The following is a 21,062-nucleotide window of genomic DNA, read 5'->3' on the forward strand; positions in this document are numbered from 1 at the left end:
GCCTCACCCCGAGCAGGCCGAGCGCTGCGCCTCCTGCCACGCGCAGACCGGGCAGAGCGTGACGCCCTTGTGGGACTCCGGGTACTCGGTGGGCGCGCGGCACAGGACGCACTCGGCGAAGGGCTCGCCCGATGCGGCCGGGGCCGAGTCCGGGGTCGGTGCGGGTGCCGATGCCGGAGCGCAGTAGTCGTCGTCCGCCGTTTCCGCCATGTCCGCCAGCCTACGACCTGGGCCGGGAGTCCCGGCCCTCCCGGCCGCCCCGGGTGCCCGCCGCCCCCACCGACCGGATCTGCTCCGACACCCGGACGAACCGGTACCCGCGCTCGCGCAGCTCGGGGACGATCGTGCGCAGTGCGCGCTCCGTCGTGGGCGCCGCGCTGCGCGTGCAGTGCATGACGACGACCGAGCCGGGCCGCACCCCGTCGAGCACCTGCCGGGCCACCGCGCCGGAGTCGGTTGCGAAGGCGTCGCCGCTGACCACGTCCCACTGCACGGCGGTGACGCCGCCGGGCGCGAGCGCGCGCAGGGCCTGCCGGTCGTAGCAGCCGCCCGGGAAGCGAAAGTACGGCACCGGGTGCTCGACGCCCGCCCCGCGCAGGGCGGCGAAGGCGCGCTCCATGTCGGCGCGCATACCGGCGGCGGGCACGGTCGGCAGGCCGTAGCAGTTGCCGGTGAAGGCGTGGTGACTGTACGAGTGGTTGGCGACCTCGAAGAGCGGGTCGCGGCCGATGGCCTTGGCCTGCGCCGGGTACTCCTCGGCCCACCGCCCCGTCATGAAGAACGTGGCGGGCACCTTCAGCCGCCGCAACGTGGCGACCAGGGCCGGATGGTCGAACCGCTCACCGGCAGCCGCGCGCGGCCCCTGGTCCGCGGTCATGTCGGCGTCGAAGGTGAGGGCGACGGTGCGGCCGTGCTTCCGCGACCCGTTCGTGAACACCGGGGTCAGGCCGGAGGGGCCTGGCGCGAGGGTGGGCGGCGCGGACGACGAGGGGGCGGCGGTGGCCCCCGCGGGCCGGTCGTGACCGGGCGTGGCGGTGTCGCCCGCGCATCCGGCGAGGGTGACGAGGGCGGCGGTCAGGGCGCCGAGGGCGCAGAGCGCGGCGGGTCTCCGTACGAGAGTGATCACCCGGTGAAGATATAGGCATTAATACGTCAAATAGGACAACATGCCGTGCCGCCTCACTCCACCGGCGCCCATCGACGCGACTGACACCCATCGACGCCACTGACACCCTCTGGCGCCCGCCCGCCTCACACCCAGCCGTCGAGCGAGCCCATGAACGCGTCGAAGTCGTCGCGGTGGATGGTGTGCCCCGCGCCCCGCACCGTCCGCACCTCGAAGCCGCGCCGCGCCAGCTCCTCCTTGAGCGCGCCGTCCACGACGATGCTGGGGTCCGCGACCTGCACCAGTGACGGCACGACGGGGGCGGCCGGGGTGTGGTCGACGGCGTTCGCGCCGGAGATCGACAGTGCGGTGTCCGGGTCCCAGGCGGCGAGCGTGGCGGCCTCGATGTCCACGTCGGCCGCCTCCCAGCGCGGGTTGAACTTCGCTATCAGGGGCGCGGGGGACCCGCTGGAACTCCACGAACACCGCCGGGTCGACCGCGCCTTCCGCGCCGAGCGCCCAGGCCGGGTCGGAGTAGACGGCGCGCGCCGGGGCGAGCCGCTCGACGGCGAGGGCCAGGGCGAGGCCGCCGAGCGAGTGCCCGAGGGCGAGTTCGGCGCCGGCCGGCAGGGTGTCGACGAGGTCGTCCGCGAAGACCTTCGCCCCGTACTCGCCGCGCCCGCTCGCCCCGTGCCCCCGCAGGTCGACGCCGATCACGCGGTAGCCCCTGTCGGCGAGAGCGGGCCCCACGCGCCGCCAGGTGCGGTGGTCCGACATGATCCCGTGGACCAGGACGGCGACGCGGTCGCCGGTTCCCCACTCGTGGGTGTGCAGCTTCATGGTGGCGCCTCTCTCGTACGCGCCCTGCTGGTCCGCCGGACCGGACGGAGGGCATGCCCGAATCCTGCCCGCAGGCCGGAACGCCCGGCCGCCCGGACCCCTCTTCCCAGGTGCGCAGCCGCACACGCCGCCGCACGGACGCCTCGCGCCGCACCCACCTCTCGCGCCCCGCTGACGTCCCGCTCACGCACTCCGTCCGCGGCACTCATCAGCGCACTCCGGATATGCCCGGCATAGCACATCACCTGGCCGTTTATCGGTTGTTGATCGGCTGCGGAGATTCTCCGCAGGTCCGTGTCCGGCACGGGCGAACGGAAACGACCGGAGGTATGCACATGAAGGTTGTCCGCTCCCTCAAGAAGAAGATCACCGGCGAGAAGAGCCTCAAGGCCTACGCCTGGTACCACTGGTACTAGGCCGACGAGGCAGTCGCCGCGCGCATCCCGCGCGGATGCGCATCCCACGGGGACCGATGTGACGACCCGTCACGTGCCCTAGGGACGTGACAGGACGTCCCCGTGGGGACGTAACGCGCCGTCGAGGCTCGTGCCCGGTGTGCCGTGACCCGGCCGCCGGGCGCGGGCCTCCCGCTTCTGGAGACTCCCGATGTCCATACCCGGTACCGCCAGGATCGCGCGGGCCACCGTCTTCACGCCGCGACTCCACGCCCTGCTGCGCGACCACCGCGGCCAGGACGTGTTCCGCCTGGACCACGACACGGTCGGCGTCGCCGGCGCCGCGCTGACCGACCGGATCCTCGCCGCGCGGCCCGCCACCGAGCGCGAACGCCCCACCTTCAAACCGCTGCACGGACGCTCCATCCCGCGCACCGAGGCGTCCACCGTCATGCAGGCCATCGGACGGGACGTACGGACGGCGCTGAAGAAGCCGGCGCCGGGCGGCATCGACCTCTCCGGCGAGTGGCCCCACGTCGGCCACGTGTACCTGCGCGACCTGATCCTCGGCGCCGACCCGTACCGGCTGCGCATCCTCATGGACCGCACCCTGGAGCTGACGCCCAAACTGACCTGGACGGTCATCGCCACCGGCGCCGCCCTGCCCGGCAGGCTCCGGCCCGGCGCGCCCGTCACCAGCATCGCGGGCCTGACCGCGAACGCCACGACGTACAGCGACCGGCGCTACGCCATGGGCCTGTACCGCAGGGCCGCCGCCCCGGTCTGCTTCACCGTCTCGACGCTCGTCGCCAACGCGTACTGGCTCGGGGCGCCGTTCGACGACGAGACGCCGAACGAGCACATCCTGTACGAGTCGATGCGGCTGCTGCCACCGTCCTGGAACATCCTGCGGAACGCGTCCCCCGAGTACCCCGCCCTCGACGACCGCATCGGCGCGGGCGACGACGTCCTGCTGCTCCCGCTGCTCAGCCACCGCGACCCCGCCCTCTGGGACGACCCCGACACGTTCAGGGCCGGACGCTGGGCCGACCTCGACCCCGACGACCACCCCGGCTACCTCCCCTTCGGCCACGTCTCCGAACGCTGCTGGGGCCGGCACATGGTGATGCCGCTGGCCGGGATGCTGCTCGACATCCTGCGGTCCGACGGCGTGGGCGTCGACCCGCGGCAGACCACCGCGAAGGTGCCGCTCGCGGGCCTGCTCGGCGTGGACAAGGTGCGGCTGGTGCGGCAGGGAAGCGGCGTGCGCTAGCGAGCGGCCGACAGGGCGGCGGAACACCGGATGCCGCGCTCGTACGCCTGGACGCGGCGGCCCCGTACCTCGGTGTCCGCGCAGCGCGTGAAGTGCGTACAGGCGCAGTTCAGCCGGAAGTCATGTGTGTGTCGGTGCGGGTGACGGGAGTTCACGCGAAACACCCCCAGAAGTAATCGCGGCTGGTTGGATGACCGGGCGTTCGGACAACGGCCGCCGCTTCGTCAGCGGCCGGAACCGCCGCGACCAGCCCCCCACCCTCAGGAGTTTCCGTGCCGCACACCGCGCTGCGCAGGACCCACGCGGCGACCGTCACCGCCGTGCTCGCCGCCGCCACGTTCGCCGCCGTCGCCCCGTCCGCGACCGCCGCCGACGCGTCCGCCGCCGCTCCTCCCTCGCTCAAAGTGCTCACGTACAACACCTTCCTGTTCAGTAGGGTGGGTCAACTCTAGTAGGGGGTTGGGGTGGGCGAAGATATCGAGCGACCTTATGACGGCTGCGGAAAGTGCCTGGTAGGGGTACGTCGGCTGTCGCGGAAGACAGACGCCACGTGGTCGCCGGAGCGGCAACGGGAGAACGTCCTGTCGGCCGTGCGCAGCGTGGATGGCCACGTCATTGCGTGGGCTGATGACTGGGAAATCTCAGGCGCCACAAATCCTATGGCGCGCCCCAAGTTGGGACCCTGGCTGCGCAGTGAGCGCGGCCCGTATGACGGTATCGCGGGTGCTGCCGTCGACTGAATCGGACGTAGCCTCGTCGATTGTCTCAATACGGGCTACAAGATGCGTGATGAGGGGAAGCTCCTCGTCACCTATGGTCACGACGGCCCGTGGGACCTGGACGACCCAGTCGACGAGAACCGGTTCACTATGGAGGCGTGGGGCGCGCAGATGGAATTGCGCGCCACGCAGCACCGAAACCGCGACGAGACGGTGAAGGCGCGGACTCAAGGCCGTAAGCGGGGCAAGCATTCTTACGGGTACCGGTATGTCCGGCTGCATGCGAAGGCCAACATCGATCACGTGGCGTTGGATCGGGGAGAAGATATGCCGCCTGAAGTCCAGGATCGGGAGCGAGCCGTCGACATCCTCCGGGGCGTAGCTAACCGGATCCTCGCGGATGAGACGAGTGACGTAACGGAGTACAGCGAAGCTGCGCGGCTCACACGGGAGAAGGTCTATTCGCCAGCGGACCACGAACGTGTCATGGCCAGTAAGGAGCCCCGTGGGACGCCGTGGGACGGTGGCGCGCTGGCCAAGATGCTGATGTCGGAGGCCGCGCTCGGGTACCTCATGCACAAGGGACGCCCGGTGCTCGACAGTGACACCGGAAACCCCGTTCGCTTGGCGCCTCAGCTCTGGAACAGGGCTACGCACGTCGCACTCGTCGCGAAACTCGGACCGAAGAAGAGGGATTCGAAGCGGGCGCCTAGCGGCGAACATCTTCTGTCCGACCGGGCCCGTTGCGGCGTCTGCGGATACCGCCAGTACCGCACGGGAAATCCCGTCGCGATGACCTGTAAATCGCGCTCGAAGGGTCTCAGCGACTGCAAGCCGTCCCCGACTATCTACGTCAGTTACCTGGAGGAGTCCCTCACCGGTTGGTTTCTGGAGACATACGGCCACCATCAGTACATGGAGACGGTCTACGACCCTGGGAATGGTGTCGAAGAGGCCCTCAGCGAGGTTCTGAACGACAGGAACCGACTGCGAGACGACCGCGCGGCAGGGCTGTACGAGGACGAGGACGACGCCCAGTGGTACCGCGCGCGTTACACCGAACTGACTGGGGAGGCTGAACGGCTTCGTGCCGAACCCATCCGCCCGGCGGGCATGGTGACGCGGCCAACCGGAGAGACCGTCAGGTCCAGGTGGGAAGGTGCAGCCCACGACGGGGAGCGCCGGGCAATCCTGGCTGAGTTTGACGTCACTGTGAGGGTGTGGCCGTACGGGCACACGCCACGGTGGCAACCGTTCGTTGGAGACGTCGACCCTGACGCGGACATTGCCTCCTCCGTCCAGGCTCTTCGGGACCGATCGGCAGGAGACGTGCCCCTCAAGGTCACGTCGAGGTAAGTCTGGCCAATTCGCCAACGTCGACGAGCGTCCTCATTATCCACAGGGGGCTGTGGGTAACTCCAGTGGGTGACTATGGCGCCGTGAACTGTTGCGCTGCGTAGTCTACTTGGCCGCTTCAGGGGCCAAAGTGCCAAACCCAACCCCTTATTTCTATCTCTCTCTAACGCGTCAAGGAGAGAAGTGAAAACAGGGGTTAGTTGGGCGGTTTGTGCGCGGGAGCTGACGGGGGAGGACGACGAGCAAGATCACTTCCGCGTCACACGCGCCCCATTACATAGGTAGGAGGGAACGCGCGGCCGTTGCGAATGGCGAGCGGTCCGACCCTCCTTCGACGGCCGGCGCCGCTCCTGCGCTCCCCGTACCCCCCTCCGGGTTGAAGCGCGGTCGTAGCGACGTCGGCCCGTCAGCCTTTACGGAGGAGGTGAGGGCGGGTTCCTCCTTGACTCATCCTCAGCGCGTAGTTGGGACACCCGGCGGGCGACCGTCAGCGCGTCTCCTGCGATACGGATGATGTAACCCGCACCGACCACACTGAGAAGCTGCCCTACGACGGATAGCGCGATGTTGACACTGTCCGCTGCTGGATCCGGGTTCACCCAGATCGCTAAGGTGCCGACGCTGAACATGATTCCAGCCAGTAGGCCGATCAGCGATCCAATCAGGGTGGTCTGGAGGATTACTTCGACGAGGTAGTCCCGCAGCGCGCCGCGATCTTGGCGCAGCTGACGGGCGAGGTTCTCCGTGCGGGTCACCGTACGGTGTTCCAGCCTGCGGTCCAGGAGCCGGTCCAGCGGACGCTTCCAGAGGTCGACGCCGACGCCAAATACAGCCCCAAGAACGAGACCTCCCCAAAAGAGCTGGTCCATCTCCGGATGGTCGTGGCGGTGCCCCTGCTTGGCAAGCCACGGTTCAGCAATAGTAGTTGAGCCACACGCAGCCCCGCGGCGGAAGAGAGATCCCGTGAGCGGGGCTGAAGCGTGGGCGGCTGTACTTCGTGGGAGTGGACGAACTCTGCTCCCAATGACTCGTAGCTCAGTTGGACAGAGCGCGCGACTACGAATCGCGAGGCCGCAGGTTCAAGCCCTGCCGAGTCAACCATGCGGGTAGCTCCCGCAGGCTCCGCGTTACGGCTGCTCCCCGGAAGCGTGTAGCGGTGTCCGTAGTTCAGCGGCCTAGAACTCTCCCGTGAAGGGGGCGACGCGGGTTCAAATCCCGCCGGACACACCAACTCACCTAGGAGCGCATATGAGCCTCGCTATCTGCTCCCTGAAGTGGGACGCCAGCGTCGCAGGGAAGCAGAAGATCCAGTACGACTAGGACGGCTATCACCTCGTCCGCTTCCCTTACACGACGGCTGGCGAGTCTTAGGACCCGTGGAAGAAGCACGATGCGTCACGGGGAGGCTCCAAGGCATCGAAGTACCCCGACGCCCGCTCCGGGCTCATCTGGCCGTCACACGACGGGTGGGGCGTCCTGTCCGCCATGGTGTTCTGGGCGCCAGATGCGAAGACGCTGGAGTACCGGGCGCGCTTCGTGCGCGACCCGCTGAACTCGTCGACGGGCTATGACGCTACGGCGACGAGTGACAGCACGCCGACGAGGGGCGGTCAGTACCGCTCCTACACGTGGCAGATGTTCGTACGGCGCGGCCGAAGAGCCCTAGGCGCGTCCCTGCCTGTAGTCGACCCATGATTGAGCAGTTGCTTCCATGGCGCCGAGCCACGCCTGATCAGGAAAACGCTTGGCTTGTGTGCGGTACATCCGAAGGTTGGCCCTGGCGAAGGCATCGATTGCGGCAGGATCGGACTTCGACCACACAGCGCACTGGGATACCCACGACTCTGCACTCTCTACTGTGTGACCGGCCGCAATAAGTTGCAGGGCGAGGCAGGCCGGATCGATGAACGCTGCTCCTCGGGTGGGCCAAGACCAGTCCACCACCCACACATCCCGTTCCCCAATAATGATGTTGCTGGGGTTGATGTCGGTGTGCAGAAGCATGTCCCCCTGGAACAGTTCTGCCTCTTTTGCGTCCGCAGCGAAGTCGTTCCATCGCGTCTCAGGCCAGTCCCGCGCAACAGGGGGAAGCGGAACACCCGCAATGCGGTTGAGGGCGCCGACAATGATCGGGAGGTCGGGGGAGTCCGGTTCGAAGCGAGACGACCGTCCGTCAACGGCACTGAACCCGAGGATGATCCATCCGTCCTCGTCGCCGTCAATGCTCCACAGCAGTCGCGGAGACAGTGGCTGCACGTACGGGTTGATCGCCCGTTCCCGGAGGATAGAGTCCTTCCGCCCTCCGGGAACGTTGAACATGGCCTTGACGAAGAACTGGCCCTGCTCGCTGTCGATGATGGCGGCGAAGTCGGAGCTGAATCCACGATCCGGGACCCGTACGTGAGTGACCTTGCCCGTGAAGGGGTGGATCAGCTCCTGCCCCCAACCTCGCCACCCGGTCAGCCAACAATTCATCTGTCGTCGGCGCGTGGTCCTGGTCGTTGTCGGCGTCCGGTTTAGGACCGGGCGGGAAGTGGGGCCCGCCAGACTTCACGTCCAACACTCCTCCGTACCATTCCGTGGGGCTGATCTCGTACGGGCCCAAGGTGGGCTTCTCGGGCGTTGCCGCGCCCACAACAGTCACCCCAACGAGCCGAACGTGCGCCGCCGTTCGATGCCAGCGCGAGCCTGTTCGCGTAGCTCAAGCAGAGCCTTGCTCGCCGCCCCCGCAAGGTCACGCTGCCCGGATGGCGGGTATTTCAGCTGGCAATTGGGGTCGGAGCAGGTACAGGGGCCGGGGTCTGCCGACGGTATCCGGGCCGGGTCGGCGCTCACTCGTCCGTCTCCCCTTTGCGGGGGAGGCAACTGCGGCTGTAGTCCTGACTCAACGTCGCGAGGCGCGTCGCGGGTTGGATCGACATGGCCCGTTCGCGGAGGCCATGCAGGGGCTAGTCGCCAGAATCCGCCTGCCTGCACAAGGGCGACCAGTTCCGCCACAACGCAGGCTGCGGGAGGGAGCTTTGGGGCGTGGCCCCCCTCTGCGACGTCCACCGGACGTACCTGCTCGGGGACTGCGTCCCACTCAATTCCGCCGCAGACAGGGCGCAGTGCCCAGTACGGGCCGGCGACTCCGCGGAACTCTCCAACTCGGTCTCGGCTGGTGTCCACCATGAGCGTGCCGACGTCGGGAACGCGGTCGGTCTTGTTTGTGGGAATGTTCTGCGCAGACATCGCCGCTCCTCTCCGTAGTGCTTCCGCTACTCGGATGCTTCAGCGTGGCCTACAGTCAGACAGTCTTCAACTTGCGTGATTTGAACGAAGAGTTGGGCGGGAGCCATTGAACCGAAAAGAGCTGGACGCGAGCGCATCACCCGTAGCGGCGTTCGGAGAGCGTCTGCGCAGGTTGCGGGACGAACGGGGTTGGACGCAGGACGAGCTAGGCGCACGCATGGGCTTCTCGGGGACACACATTTCCGCCGTTGAAACTGGCCGCCGCTCCCCAACTCCGCGCTTCTCAGCAAGTGCTGACAAGGCGTTTGGCACAGGCGACCGGTTCGAGCGACAGGGGCGGGCCGTACGGGACACCGCGCTACTAGAGGGGTTCCCTGAGTACATCGGCTACGAGCGACATGCGGCAGAGATTCGGCTGTACGAAGTAGGCGTGATCCCTGGCCTGCTACAGACACCGGACTACGCCGAGACCCTTGCCACCAGCGCAGTCAAACGAGGGGCGATCACTGACGACCAGGCGCACGAGCGGGTCTCGCTCATTGCAGAGCGACAGGATGCGCTCACCAGGACACCGCCGCCGCTGATTTTGGTTGTGCTCGACGAAAGCTGTCTCCGTCGCCCCATCGGAGACTCCGCGACCATGGCCGCACAGTTGGCGGGACTGGTGGAGTTCGCCGAGCTGCCGCACACCGTGCTACAGGTCGCGCCGTTCGCCATGGGGGCACGGCGTCCATTCGATCTCCCGATCACCGTGCTGACGCTGCCTGACCGCTCCCTCATGTCCTACGCAGAGTCCGCCCAACGGGGCCACCTGGAACGGGAAAGCACATTCGTGCTGCCGACGCTTACGGCCTACCATCAGTTGCAGGCCGAAGCGCTCTCGCAGGCGGCTTCCGTGGCCATGATCGAACAGCTTCGAAAGGGCACCTCGTGACGACCGACAACCCGCAGTGGTTCACGTCCTCGTACAGCAACAACGGCGGCCAGTGCATCGAGGTCGCCACGAACCTTGTCGCTTCTCGCGGCATGGTTCCCGTCCGTGACTCCAAGAACCCAACCGGCCCGGTACTGGACTTCCCCGCCGATACGTTCGCTTCCTTCGTGATGAGCGTTAAGAGTGGAGAGTTCGGGACCATCTGAGTAGAGCGCAGAGTTCAAGGCAGCCCCATCATGCTCAGGCATGGTGGGGCTTCGCTGCGCCATCGCACGCTACGGAGGAGGCCTCCGCCACGAATAAGAGGCCCGGACACTTTCTCTGTCCGGGCCTCTCTCGCGCCTAGCCGAGGGAGAGCGCGAGTCTCTCCTCAAGGCGGCGCCGGGGGGCTTTCTCAACCGGCTTCGGCTTGGGGCGCCTTCGTGGCCGACGCGCAGCGCTAAGACTGCCCGTGCCCTGCACAGAGGGCAGGGCCGCAGGCCCCCGGCACTGCCGGGGGCTTTGTCTTGCCGGTGATGTTCAGCGCCACCAGTAGGGGTCTTGTCGTCCCTGCGTGTGAAGCCCCGTCCGCCCCTCAAGCTCTGGGAACGGAAGAGGCTCTTGCCCGCCTGTACGTACTACACTTAACCTGTCCTCCTGTCCAGCAAGACGCTCTATCCCAACTGGGGCCAGGACCACCGCGCCCGGGCGATCCCGGCCGCCGGGTTCTTCCAGGGGCAGGACGTCGTGGTGCTCCAGGAGGCGTTCGACAACTCCTCGTCCGACGCGCTGAAGGCCGCCGCGGCGGACCGCTACCCGCACCAGACGCCCGTGATGGGCCGCGGCAAGGACGGCTGGGACGCCACCGGCGGTGCGTACTCCTCGGCGACGCCCGAGGACGGCGGCGTGACGGTCCTGAGCAAGTGGCCGATCGTGCGCAAGGAGCAGTATGTCTACAAGGACGCGTGCGGCTCCGACTCGTACTCCAACAAGGGCTTCGTCTATGCCGTGTTGGACGTGAACGGCACCAGGACGCACGTCGTCGGCACGCACACCCAGTCCACCGACTCCGGGTGCGGCACCGGCGAGGCCGCGGCCACCCGCGCCCGGCAGTTCAAGGAGATGGACGCCTTCCTGGACGCCAAGAACATCCCGGCGGGCGAACAGGTCGTCGTGGCGGGGGACTTCAACGTCGACTCACACAGCTCCGAGTACGCCTCGATGCTCGCCGACGGGGGCCTCGCCCCCGCCGACGCCCGCACCGGCCACCCGTACTCCTTCGACACGAAGGACAACTCGATCGCCGCCGAGCGCTACCCGGACGACCCCCGCGAGGACCTCGACTTCGTCCTCCACCGCAAGGGCCACGCCCGCCCCGCCACCTGGCGGAACGACGTGGTCAAGGAGCGGAGCGCGCCCTGGACGGTCTCCAGCTGGGGCAAGAAGTACACGTACACGAACCTGTCGGACCACTACCCGGTGGTGGCCGGGAACTGACCGGGAGCGGCCGGGCGCGCTACTTGTGCCAGGGTCCCGTCACCGCGAACGTCGTGCCGGGCGTGTAGCAGTTCACGTACATCGTGTCGTGGTCCGGCGAGAAGGTGACGCCCGCGAACTCGCCCCACTCGGGCTGCTCCGGGGTGCCGATGTTCTGCCGGCCGCGGGCCATCGCGTAGACCTCGCCCTGGCGGGTGAGGCCGAACACGTACTGGGCGCCGCCGCCGTCCTCGCAGACCATCAGGCCGCCGGTGGGCGCGAGGCAGATGTTGTCAGGGGACTCGCCGGGCAGCTGGATGTCGGTGCTCGGGCCGAAGACGATCACGAGGGTGAGGCGGCGCCGGGACGGGTCGTACCGCCAGATCTGGCCGTAGTGATCGCCCACGGAGCCGGCCGCGCTGTGGGCGAAGGACGACACGAAGTAGACGGACGAGCCGCCCCAGTAGCAGCCCTCCAGCTTCTGCGCGTGCGTGATGCCCTTCTTGCCGAAGTCCTGGAAGCGGATGGCGGTCCGGGCGGCGAGCGGGTCCGGCACGTCGACCCACTCGATGCCGTCGAAGTGCGCGCCCGTCTCGGTGACGGCCGACAGGTCGGGCACGCCGGGCACCCGCATCGCCTGCAGCGTGCCGCCCGCGCGCAGCGAACCGCGGCCGCCCAGGGGCTTCTTGGGCAGGAAGCGGTAGAAGAGGCCGAAGGGCTTGTCGAAGGCGTCCTCGGTCTCGTAGACGATGCCGCGTCGGGGGTCGACGGCGATCGCCTCGTGCTGGAAGCGGCCCATCGCGGTCAGCGGCACCGCGCCGGTGCGGTGCGGATCCACCGGGTCGACCTCGAAGATGAAGCCGTGGTCCTTGGTGTAGCCGTTCGTGCCTGCCTTGTCCTCGGTCTCCTCGCAGGTCAGCCAGGTGCCCCAAGGGGTGGGCCCGCCCGCGCAGTTGACGGCGGTCCCGGCGATCGCGACGCGCTCGGCGCGGACGTTGTTCCGCCGGTCGAGGGACAGCGCCGTACAGCCGCCCTTGCCCATCGGGTCGTACGTGAGCCCCTTGACGGTCGGCACGGCGATCTTGCCGGTGACGCGGTTCTCGTGGTTGCGCACGAGGTGGACGCCGCCGTCCTTGCCCGGGAAGGCGGCCATGCCGTCGTGGTTGCTCGGCACCTTGCCCTCACCCGAACGGAGGTCGTCGCCCTCCCGTGAGAGCACCCGGTAGCGGAAACCTTTCGGCAGATCGAGCAGACCCTTGGGGTCGGGTACGAGAGGGCCGTAGCCGGCCTTCCCGTGCGCGGCGGCGGTGCCCGCGAAGAGTTCCGACAGAGCGCCGGTGAAGGCGATCCCCGCGCCCAGCGCACCGGTGCGGGCGAGAACCTGACGTCGAGTGGCAGACATGATGGGCGACCTCCTGCTGGCGGACAGGAATGTGACCGGATGTGTGTACCACGCGCCTTGGTGCACGGGAACCACGCGCGTAGCTTCCGTTTCGTGCGTCGCGTCGCGGCCCCACTGAGCGGTCGGGGGCCACGGGCTACTCGCCCACGAGCCCCTTGGCGTCCCGTGCGAGCGCCGTGAGCCGCGAAATGGCGCGGAAGTACTTCTTCCGGTATCCGCCGTTCAGCATGTCCTCGCTGAAGAGCCGGTCGAAGGGCACACCGGAGGCGAGCACCGGTACCTCTCGGTCGTACAGCCGGTCGGCGAGCACCACAAGACGCAGCGCGGTCGACTGGTCGGGCACGGGCGTCACATCGGTGAGGCAGACGGCGGCGAGCTCGTCGGTCAGCGCGCCGTACCGGCTCGGGTGGACCTTGGCCAGATGGGTGAGCAGGTGCGGGAAGTCGTCGAGCGAGGCGCCCTCGGTCGCGTACGCCGCCTTGGTGACCTGCTCCTCCGAATACGGAGCCGGAGCCTCCGGAAGACCGCGGTGGCGGTAGTCCTCGCCGTCGATCCGCAACGCCTTGAAGTGGGACGACAGGCCCTGGATCTCGCGCATGAAGTCCGTGGCCGCGAACCGGCCCTCACCGAGCTTGCCGGGCAGCGTGTTCGAGGTCGCGGCGAGCGCCACGCCCTGCTCGACGAGCTTGCTGAGCAGGGACGACACCAGCACCGTGTCGCCCGGGTCGTCCAGTTCGAATTCGTCGATGCAGAGCAGCCGGTGGTCGCCGAGGGTGCGCACGGTCTGCTGGAAGCCGAGCGCGCCGACCAGGTTCGTGAGCTCGACGAAGGTGCCGAACGCCTTCTGCCCGGGCGCGGCGGGCGCCGCGTGCCAGAGGGAGGCGAGGAGGTGGGTCTTGCCGACGCCGTAGCCGCCGTCGAGGTAGATGCCGCGCGGGCCCGCCGGGGCGGCGGCCTTCTTCTGGAACCACCGCTTCTTGCCCGACCCGGAGGCGTGCGCCCCGCCGAGCCCCGCCGCGAAGGCGCCGAGGACGCGGACGGCCTCGGTCTGGCTCGGCTGGTTCGGGTCCGGAATGTACGTGTCGAAGCGCACCGAGTCGAAGCGCGGCGGCGGCACCATCTCGGCGACCAGGCGGTCGGCGGGGACATGGGGCTCACGGGCGCACAGGGAGAGCGGGGCCACTTCGGCTATGTGGCCGTGCTGGGGCGCGGAGGTGGAGGACGACACGGTTACCCAGCTTAGAGCCTGTGTCATATCCCCGGGCGTGCCGGGCGGCGCCCACCCGGCCGGAGATGCGACACAGGCTCTTGAGGGGCATGCGAGACTGCGGATATGCGACGCCTGTTCCCTGTGACCGATCAGACAGCCGACGTCACCGACCGGGCGGCCCACGGGCCGGACATCCGCGCGGCCGACCGCGAGTGGAGCCTCGACGAGCTGGCGGATGCCTACCGCTACCCCGCGGGGGAGGCCACCTGGCTGCGCGCCAACATGGTCTCCACGCTCGACGGCGCCGCCCACCACGACGGCCGCTCCCACCCGATCTCCGGCGACACCGACATGCGGATCTTCGGCACGCTGCGGGCCCTCGCCGACGCCGTGATCGTGGGCGCCGAGACGGTCCGCAAGGAGGGCTACCGCCCCGCGAAGGCGCGTACGGCCTTCGAGCGGCACAGGGCCGCGGCCGGACAGTCACCGGCGCCCGCCATCGTGGTCGTCAGCGCGGGCCTGGACCTGGACTTCTCGCTCCCGCTCTTCACCGCGCCCCTGACGCCCACGCTCCTGGTCACCGGGGCCGCCGCGCCCGCCGACCGCATCGACGCGGCGGAGAAGGCGGGCGCCGTCGTGGTGCTCGCCGGGGAGGGCGCGACGGTGGAGCCGGAGCGGGTGGCCCCGGCCCTCGCCGAGCGGGGGCTGACGCGGCTGCTCACGGAGGGCGGGCCCCGCCTCCTGGGCCAGTTCGTGGCCGCCGGGGCGCTGGACGAGCTCTGCCTGACGGTGTCGCCGATGCTCACGGCGGGGGACGCGCAGCGGATCGCGGGCGGGTCCGCGCTCGCGGTACCGGAGCGGTTCGTCCTGACAGCCGTCCTGGAAGAGGCCGGGTTTCTCTTCACTCGGTACCGCCGTACCTGACAAAAAGCGGAGTCGGCCGTTCCGTTTGTCTTCGGCCGGGCACACTAGATCTCGCAGTCCCCGTGCGGTCACGGGGCAGGATGGTTTCCGCACGGGCCTTCAGCACGGCCCACGGATGAGAAGGGCGCCTGGCGTGTTCACAAGCGTATTGATGATCGAGAAGGCCCTGACGTCCGCCGACGTTGAATTCGTCACCACTTTGCACGGGGACGAGCCGGTCGCCTTCCACGTGCTGCTCCAGCCCAGGGGCGACCAGGCGGACCGCCTCCTGCGGGCCATCGACGACGTCGCCCTGGGCGAGCTGGACGAGGCGGCGCGCGAGGGCGAGACCCCCGAGGGGGCGGAAGCGGCGGGCCCCGGCGAGCGGGCGCTGCAGGTCTCCCTCACGGCACTGCGCGCGGCGGGCTGCGCGGCACAGGGGCGGCTCATCGAGAATCACCCACTGGACGCACTCAAGACGCTGGTCGGCGAGGCCGACGCCGACGAGGTGATCGTTCTGACCGACCCGCACTACGTGGAGGAGTTCTTCCACCGGGACTGGGCCTCGCGGGCGCGCCACAAGGTGGGCGTGCCGGTCCTGAAGCTGTTCTCGCACAGCCTGGCGGACGAGGCGTAGGCACGGCGCCGGGTGCCTCGGGCCTCGCGCGTCGCGGGAGGCAATAGGCTGGGGCCCGCTCACTCGTCGTAACACCAGGGGAGACACACGCATGGCACCCGGCCTGCCCCAGTCCATGGCCGACATGGACCGACCGCACTTCATCGGCATCGGCGGCGCCGGCATGTCGGGCATCGCGAAGATCCTGGCCCAGCGCGGTGCCAAGGTCGCGGGCAGCGACGCCCGGGAGTCCGCCACGGCCCAGGCGCTGCGCGCGCTCGGCGCCACGGTCCACATCGGCCACGACGCCGCGCACCTCGCCACCGACGCGACCTGCGTCGTCGTCTCCTCGGCGATCCGCGCCGACAACCCCGAGCTGGCCCGCGCCACCGAACTCGGCATCCCCGTCGTGCACCGCTCGGACGCCCTGGCCGCCCTGATGGAGGGGCTGCGTCCGATCGCGGTTGCGGGTACGCACGGCAAGACGACCACGACGTCGATGCTGGCCGTCACCCTCTCCACCCTCGGCCTCGGCCCGTCGTACGCGATCGGCGGCGACCTGGACGCGCCCGGCACGAACGCGCTGCACGGCGAGGGCGACATCTTCGTCGCCGAGGCCGACGAAAGCGACCGCAGCTTCCACAAGTACACGCCCGAGGTCGCCATCGTCCTCAACGTCGAGCTCGACCACCACGCCAACTACGCGTCGATGGACGAGATCTACGAATCCTTCGAGATCTTCGCGGGCAAGGTCGTGCCCGGCGGCACGCTGGTCATCTCCGCCGACCAGCCGGGCGCCGTGGAGCTGACGAGGCGCCTGCGGGACCTGGGCGAGCTGAAGATCGTCACGTACGGCGAGGCCGAAGGCGCCGACCTGCGCATCCACAAGATCACGGCACGCGGCCTGACCAGCGAGGTCACGGTCGTCCTCGACGGCAAGTTCCTCACCTTCCAGGTCTCGGTGCCCGGCCGCCACTACGCGAACAACGCGGTCGCCGCCCTCGCCGCGGGCATCGCGCTCGGCATCCCCTCCCGGAACCTGGCCGGCGCCCTGAAGTCGTACACCGGCGTCAAGCGCCGCCTCCAGCTCAAGGGCGAGGCGGCCGGCGTCCAGGTCATCGACTCCTACGCGCACCACCCGACCGAGATGACGGCCGACCTGGAGGCGATGCGCTCCGCCGCGGGCGACGCGCGCATCCTGGTCCTCTTCCAGCCGCACCTCTTCTCGCGCACCCAGGAGCTCGGCACCGAGATGGGCCAGGCGCTGGCCCTCGCCGACTCCTCCGTGGTCCTGGACATCTACCCGGCCCGCGAGGACCCGATCCCCGGCATCACCAGCACCCTGATCATCGACGCCGCCCGCGAGGCAGGCGCCGCGGTGACGGCGGCGCCCGACAAGGCGGGGGCGGTGCGCGAGATCGCGGGAATGGCCCGGCCCGGCGATCTCGTTCTCACCATGGGAGCGGGCGACGTCACGGACCTCGGCCCGCAGATCCTGGCCGAGCTGTCGAAGCAGTAGACCGAAGTTGAGGGGATTCCACCCATGTCGTACGACGTCGAGAAGCCGGACGAGCAGTGGCGCGCCGAACTGACCCCTTCGGAGTACGCGGTGCTGCGCCAGGCCGGCACGGAGCCGGCCTTCGTGGGTGAGTACACGGACACCAAGAGCAAGGGCGTCTACTCCTGCCGCGCCTGCGGCGCGGAGCTGTTCACCTCGCAGGAGAAGTTCGAGTCCCACTGCGGCTGGCCGAGCTTCTACGATCCCAAGGACACGGACGCGGTCGAACTGATCCAGGACACCTCGCACGGCATGGTCCGCACCGAGGTGCGCTGCGCCCGCTGCGGCTCGCACCTGGGCCACGTCTTCGAGGGCGAGGGCTACCCGACGCCGACGGACCAGCGGTACTGCATCAACAGCATTTCGTTGCGGTTGGCGGCGGAGGACTGAGCCTCCGGCGGGCGGCCTGCGTGGGCACGGCGGCGGGGTCGCCGTCGCCGTGCCGAATCGCCGTCAAGCGCGGAGGGTTCCCTGGTGGGGAGCCGAGGCCTGAGTGGTGTTCTTCGGGGTCATCTTCCCCGTGCCGGAGCCGACCAGGCTCGGCATGCAAATCAATATCCCCACGGCAATGGCTGCGTGCATGACGGTGGAGAGTGACGGGACGTTCTTTCTGGGTCCCGGTACCTTCTTGCTCGGCATCTGTGCTGTTTCTCCAAAAAGTGCAAGGCGGTCGGACGAAGTGGTTCCACGTCCCGTCGGGATATTGGCCCAGCGGTAAAGGGCGGCGCAAGCCCGCGGAAGAACTTCTTGATCCGCCCCCTGAGGGGCGTCTGATCTGGTAGAGCGAGAGCCTTTACGGAAGCCGTTCCCGGCCAGCATCCGGAACAGTAGATTCCGACTTGACCTCGGCGAGGCTCATCCGCGCTCGAACCGCCTCGTCAGCAGCCCCCGAGCGCTCCGCCGAGGCCACCGCCGCGGTGAGGTGGGCGGCCGCGGAGGCCGACTGCCCCAACTGGTGCTCGGCCGCCCCCAGGCCGTGCAGGGCCTGGGCCTCTTCGTGCGTGGCGCCGATGCTCCTGGCCAGCTCCAGGGCGCGCGTGTGATGCTCGGCCGCTTCGCGGAAGCGGGCCGCCGTGTGCAGGGCGCTCCCCATTCCGTGGAGAGTGATCGAGGCATTTCTGCGGTCGCCGAGACGGTGGAACGAAGTGAGTGAATCCCGGTACATGTCGAGCATGTCATCGAGTTCCGTCGACGCATTCATCGTGTTGGCCAAATTGACCTGAGCCATGGCGTGCTCCGCCGCAGTGCCGGATACCGCGAGTAACTTCCGGGCTTCCTGCAGTAGATTTCGCGCCTGTTCTCTCTCTTCGGTGTGCAGGTGAAGGTCCGCGAGATTGTTGAGCACATGCGCTTCTTCGTGAGTGTCGCCCACCGCGCGGAATCTCGTGAGTGCGGATCGAAAGTGCTCGTGGGCGACTTTGAAGTTCCCGAGATAGAGGTGCGTGATCCCCAGGTTGTTCTCGGATCGTGCGATCTGCCAGGAATCACCTGCGCGCGTGCGCAGCGCCAGGGTGTCCTCCTGGTCGGCGCGCGCCTTTGCCAGCCTGCCGAGGTTCCACCGCAGCACCCCCCGGGCGTGCAGTACTTCGGCCACCGTCGTGTCGTCGATGGTCCGGGCCGTCCGCAGTGCTTGCCCGAGTGTGGACAGGGCTTGGTCGTGGTGGCCGCTGCGGGACAGCGCGGTGCTCTGTTCGATCAGCGCGTACACCTCGGCCTCCGGGTCGCCCTGGGCCCGCCAGTGCGCCGCGGCCGCGAGGTGCATGCCCTGGGTGTGGGCCGAGTACCTCTCCTCGTGGAGGAAGCCCGCCAGCGAACCGGCGAGGAGCGCCGCCTCGTGCGGCCGCCCGTGGGTCCGGCAGTGGCGCTCCGCCGCGATGAGCCCGGAGCACTCGGCGGCCAGCCAGCGCCGGGCGTCGGCCGGGCTGTTCCATGTGGGCATCCGGTGCGCGGAAAGGCGGCGGGAATGGATCGCTCTCGGGCGGCGAGGGGCGATCAACCGGTCCGCCGCGTCGGATGCCTGTACGTAGAAATCGATCAACCGGTGGAGTGCTTGATTCCGTTCGACGGATTCCAGTTCGGAGGACGCCAGCATGCGCGAATATTCACCGAGGAGATCATGAGTGGTGTACCGCTCGGGCTCCGGTTCCTGGATGAGGTGGGCGTCCAGGAGGCCTTCCAGGACACGTTCGGTACGGTCGAGCGGCAGATCCACAAGAGCGGCCGTCGTGAATGCGTCATAATCAGGGCCGAGTTGCAGGCCGAGGATGCGGAATACCGCTCTCTCCTCGACGCTGAGAGTGCGGTAGGAGACCTCGAATGCCCGGGCTATCTCCTGGGTGCCGTCCCTGATCTCCCGTAGTCTGCCGTGTCCGTGAGTGAGCCGGCGCAGGAGATGGCCGGCCGTCCAGGAGGGACGGGACCCCAGGCGCCGGGCAGCGATTTCGACCGCCAGGGGCAGTCGGCCGCAGAGCTGGACGATCGCCGTGACCTCGTGGCTCCGTGCGCGGCAGGGCTCGCCGACCAGGTCCAGGAAGAGAGCGACGGCATCTTCCTGGGGGAGCACATCGAGCAGGACCGGTCGGACACCGGGTAGCCCGGAGAGCCGACGGCGGCTGGTGACGATCATCAGTGAAGGGGAGGGGCCGGGCAGGAGCGGACGCAGGTGGTCGGGATCGGCCACATCGTCCAGGACGATGACGGCACGACGGTGGCTGAGCAGCGTGCGCCAGAGACCGACAAGGTCGTCGAGCTCGTCGGGCAGGTCCCCCGGCGGCACTCCGAGCATCCGCAGCAACGAGGTCAGGGCGGCCCGGGTGGTGAGGGGCGCCCGGCCGGGTGAGTGGGCGCGCAGGTCCAGGTGGAGCTGACCATCGGGGAAATGCGGTCCCAGGCTGCGGGCCGCGTGCAGGGCCAGCAGCGTCTTTCCGACCCCGGCCATCCCGGAGATGGCCTGCAGTGCGATCACGGTGCCGGTCGACCGGCCGGCGGCCCGCGTTATTGCGGCCAACTCGTCCTGGCGGCCCACGAGGTCGGCGTGCCGGGGCAGAGTGTGGGGAGCGGCGGCCTGCGGGGTGCGGTGGGGCAGTAGTTCCCTTAGAGGCGCACCGTTCAGAATGAGGCGGTGCAGGCGTGTGAGGGGCTCGCCCGGGTCGGTGCCGAGGTGTTCGCCGAGGTGGCGGCGGACGGTTTCGTACACGCGAAGGGCCTCGGCCTGTCGTCCGCAGCCGTACGTCGCGGTCATGAGCTGTGCGGCCAGCGTCTCGTCGCCGGGGTACTGGTCGAACAGCGCGGCCACCTCCGGCACGAGTTCGGCGAAGTGCCTTCTGCGGAGTTCGATCCGGAACCGGGTCAGGTGCGCCGCCAGCTGCTTCTGCGACAGGGTCGCCCGGATGCTTTCCACCCACAGGCCGCTCAGCCCGGCCAGTGGCTCGCCGCGCCACAGGGCGGCCGCTTCCCGCAAGAGGTCCAGGGCTGCACCGTCGTCGGAGCGGTCGGAGAGGGAGCTGGCGCGTGCGGTCAGTTGGTCGAACCGATGGCAGTCCACTTGTTCCGGACCGACGTCGAGCAGGTACGTGTGGGCCCGCTGGACGAGCAGATCGCTGCTGCCGGCCGTCCGCAGGCGGCGGCGGAGCCGGGCCGCGTACGTATGCAGGCCCGCGCGCGGTTTGGCGGGCGGGGCCTCCTCCCACAGGCGGTGGATCAGGGTGTCCAGGGAGACGGGACGGCCCGCGTCGAGGGAGAGGGCCGCGAGCAGGAGGCGCTCCTTTGCGGAACCGAGGAGATCGATATGCCCGTCACGTTCCAGCGCAACGGTTCCCAGGACACGAATTCCGATCTCCACCAGTGCCCCCGTCCGCCGGTCGGCCCGTGTTGTGAATAGGCGTCAAAGAATCGCATGAGGTCAATATCGTTCAAATAGTGGCGCTAGATGGTTCATGTCATTGGCTTGTTTTGGCGTAACTGGTCTCCATGTCGAGCTATTCGGTCTGACGGGAACAGCGGGAGGGTAGGACCCAGTCACTCGCGACACGTGGCGTGAGCCGTGGGACTCGGGAAAGGACGGCG

At 68.8% G+C, this 21,062-nt stretch carries 18 protein-coding genes, 2 tRNA genes and 3 pseudogenes; 14 read left to right on the forward strand and 9 right to left on the reverse strand.

The window, feature by feature from the left end; translation table 11 throughout:
- Positions 1-3: 3 nt before the first annotated feature.
- From AC07DI_RS11470 to AC07DI_RS11480, 3 genes are read right to left on the reverse strand one after another with little or no spacing between them, the layout of a single operon-like run.
- Positions 4-210 (reverse strand): hypothetical protein, encoded by a 207-nt coding sequence (locus AC07DI_RS11470; protein ID WP_478903908.1) that lies wholly within the window; start codon positions 208-210, stop codon positions 4-6.
- Positions 211-220: 10 nt separating this feature from the next.
- A complete protein-coding gene (locus AC07DI_RS11475) occupies positions 221-1,126 on the reverse strand; it encodes a polysaccharide deacetylase family protein (protein WP_478903910.1) in 906 nt (301 codons plus the stop codon).
- 18 nt (positions 1,127-1,144) lie between these two features.
- On the reverse strand, positions 1,145-1,945 hold the full coding sequence (locus tag AC07DI_RS11480) for an alpha/beta fold hydrolase (RefSeq protein WP_478903912.1): 801 nt from the start codon (positions 1,943-1,945) through the stop codon (positions 1,145-1,147).
- A gap of 53 nt (positions 1,946-1,998) precedes the next feature.
- On the opposite strand from AC07DI_RS11480, the gene AC07DI_RS11485 reads away from it, so the two are divergent.
- From AC07DI_RS11485 to AC07DI_RS11500, 4 genes are all read left to right on the forward strand, one after another.
- The gene (locus AC07DI_RS11485) at positions 1,999-2,361 is read left to right on the forward strand and encodes a tryptorubin family RiPP precursor (RefSeq protein WP_478903914.1); all 363 of its coding nucleotides are present in this window, start codon (positions 1,999-2,001) and stop codon (positions 2,359-2,361) included.
- 190 nt (positions 2,362-2,551) lie between these two features.
- Entirely contained in the window at positions 2,552-3,613 is a 1,062-nt protein-coding gene (locus tag AC07DI_RS11490; protein WP_478903916.1) for a cytochrome P450, read from the forward strand.
- Between the two features lie 272 nt (positions 3,614-3,885).
- On the forward strand, positions 3,886-4,065 hold the full coding sequence (locus AC07DI_RS11495) for a hypothetical protein (RefSeq protein WP_384248612.1): 180 nt from the start codon (positions 3,886-3,888) through the stop codon (positions 4,063-4,065).
- A 330-nt stretch (positions 4,066-4,395) separates the two neighbouring features.
- Positions 4,396-5,688 carry a recombinase family protein gene (locus AC07DI_RS11500; protein ID WP_478903918.1) on the forward strand — a complete coding sequence of 431 codons (1,293 nt, stop codon included), beginning with the start codon at positions 4,396-4,398 and terminating at the stop codon, positions 5,686-5,688.
- Between the two features lie 413 nt (positions 5,689-6,101).
- Here the strand turns inward: AC07DI_RS11500 and AC07DI_RS11505 are convergent, their stop codons facing one another.
- A complete protein-coding gene (locus tag AC07DI_RS11505; RefSeq protein ID WP_384248607.1) occupies positions 6,102-6,557 on the reverse strand; it encodes a hypothetical protein in 456 nt (151 codons plus the stop codon).
- A gap of 155 nt (positions 6,558-6,712) precedes the next feature.
- Here AC07DI_RS11505 and AC07DI_RS11510 point away from each other — a divergent pair.
- From AC07DI_RS11510 to AC07DI_RS11520, 3 genes and pseudogenes are all read left to right on the forward strand, one after another.
- A tRNA-Arg gene (locus AC07DI_RS11510) sits at positions 6,713-6,789 on the forward strand.
- Between the two features lie 55 nt (positions 6,790-6,844).
- Positions 6,845-6,918, forward strand: a tRNA-Ser gene (locus tag AC07DI_RS11515).
- An 18-nt stretch (positions 6,919-6,936) separates the two neighbouring features.
- Positions 6,937-7,341 (forward strand): annotated as a pseudogene (locus AC07DI_RS11520) (hypothetical protein); the annotation flags it as partial.
- A gap of 9 nt (positions 7,342-7,350) precedes the next feature.
- Here AC07DI_RS11520 and AC07DI_RS11525 read toward each other — a convergent pair.
- Positions 7,351-8,163: a protein kinase family protein gene (locus AC07DI_RS11525; RefSeq protein ID WP_478903920.1), complete on the reverse strand. Its 813-nt coding sequence runs from the start codon at positions 8,161-8,163 to the stop codon at positions 7,351-7,353.
- A gap of 561 nt (positions 8,164-8,724) precedes the next feature.
- A pseudogene (locus tag AC07DI_RS11530) lies at positions 8,725-8,919 on the reverse strand (hypothetical protein); the annotation flags it as partial.
- 106 nt (positions 8,920-9,025) lie between these two features.
- On the opposite strand from AC07DI_RS11530, the gene AC07DI_RS11535 reads away from it, so the two are divergent.
- From AC07DI_RS11535 to sph, 3 genes and pseudogenes are all read left to right on the forward strand, one after another.
- Positions 9,026-9,853, forward strand: a complete 828-nt coding sequence (locus tag AC07DI_RS11535; RefSeq protein ID WP_384248599.1) for a helix-turn-helix domain-containing protein — start codon at positions 9,026-9,028, stop codon at positions 9,851-9,853.
- On the forward strand, positions 9,850-10,059 hold the full coding sequence (locus AC07DI_RS11540; protein WP_384248598.1) for a DUF397 domain-containing protein: 210 nt from the start codon (positions 9,850-9,852) through the stop codon (positions 10,057-10,059). Before AC07DI_RS11535 ends, AC07DI_RS11540 begins: the two co-directional genes overlap by 4 nt.
- A 309-nt stretch (positions 10,060-10,368) precedes the next feature.
- A pseudogene (gene sph / locus AC07DI_RS11545) lies at positions 10,369-11,329 on the forward strand (sphingomyelin phosphodiesterase).
- Positions 11,330-11,348: 19 nt separating this feature from the next.
- On the opposite strand, the gene AC07DI_RS11550 reads toward sph, so the two are convergent.
- Together AC07DI_RS11550 and zapE are read right to left on the reverse strand one after the other, a co-directional pair.
- A complete protein-coding gene (locus tag AC07DI_RS11550; RefSeq protein ID WP_478903923.1) occupies positions 11,349-12,710 on the reverse strand; it encodes a PhoX family protein in 1,362 nt (453 codons plus the stop codon).
- A 136-nt stretch (positions 12,711-12,846) separates the two neighbouring features.
- A complete protein-coding gene (gene zapE / locus AC07DI_RS11555; RefSeq protein ID WP_478903925.1) occupies positions 12,847-13,938 on the reverse strand; it encodes a cell division protein ZapE in 1,092 nt (363 codons plus the stop codon).
- A gap of 105 nt (positions 13,939-14,043) precedes the next feature.
- Here zapE and AC07DI_RS11560 point away from each other — a divergent pair, with 105 nt between their 5' ends.
- The 4 genes from AC07DI_RS11560 (at position 14,044) to msrB (ending at position 17,387) form a co-directional block, all read left to right on the forward strand.
- Positions 14,044-14,844 carry a pyrimidine reductase family protein gene (locus tag AC07DI_RS11560; RefSeq protein WP_478903927.1) on the forward strand — a complete coding sequence of 267 codons (801 nt, stop codon included), beginning with the start codon at positions 14,044-14,046 and terminating at the stop codon, positions 14,842-14,844.
- Between the two features lie 133 nt (positions 14,845-14,977).
- Entirely contained in the window at positions 14,978-15,460 is a 483-nt protein-coding gene (locus tag AC07DI_RS11565) for an indole-3-glycerol phosphate synthase (RefSeq protein WP_478903928.1), read from the forward strand.
- Positions 15,461-15,551: 91 nt separating this feature from the next.
- On the forward strand, positions 15,552-16,958 hold the full coding sequence (murC, locus tag AC07DI_RS11570) for a UDP-N-acetylmuramate--L-alanine ligase (RefSeq protein ID WP_478903929.1): 1,407 nt from the start codon (positions 15,552-15,554) through the stop codon (positions 16,956-16,958).
- Positions 16,959-16,982: 24 nt separating this feature from the next.
- Positions 16,983-17,387 carry a peptide-methionine (R)-S-oxide reductase MsrB gene (gene msrB, locus AC07DI_RS11575; RefSeq protein WP_478903930.1) on the forward strand — a complete coding sequence of 135 codons (405 nt, stop codon included), beginning with the start codon at positions 16,983-16,985 and terminating at the stop codon, positions 17,385-17,387.
- Positions 17,388-17,790: 403 nt separating this feature from the next.
- Here the strand turns inward: msrB and AC07DI_RS11580 are convergent, their stop codons facing one another.
- Entirely contained in the window at positions 17,791-20,838 is a 3,048-nt protein-coding gene (locus AC07DI_RS11580; RefSeq protein WP_478903932.1) for an AfsR/SARP family transcriptional regulator, read from the reverse strand.
- Positions 20,839-21,062 lie beyond the last annotated feature (224 nt).

It is taken from the genome of Streptomyces sp. NPDC044106, assembly GCF_056433985.1.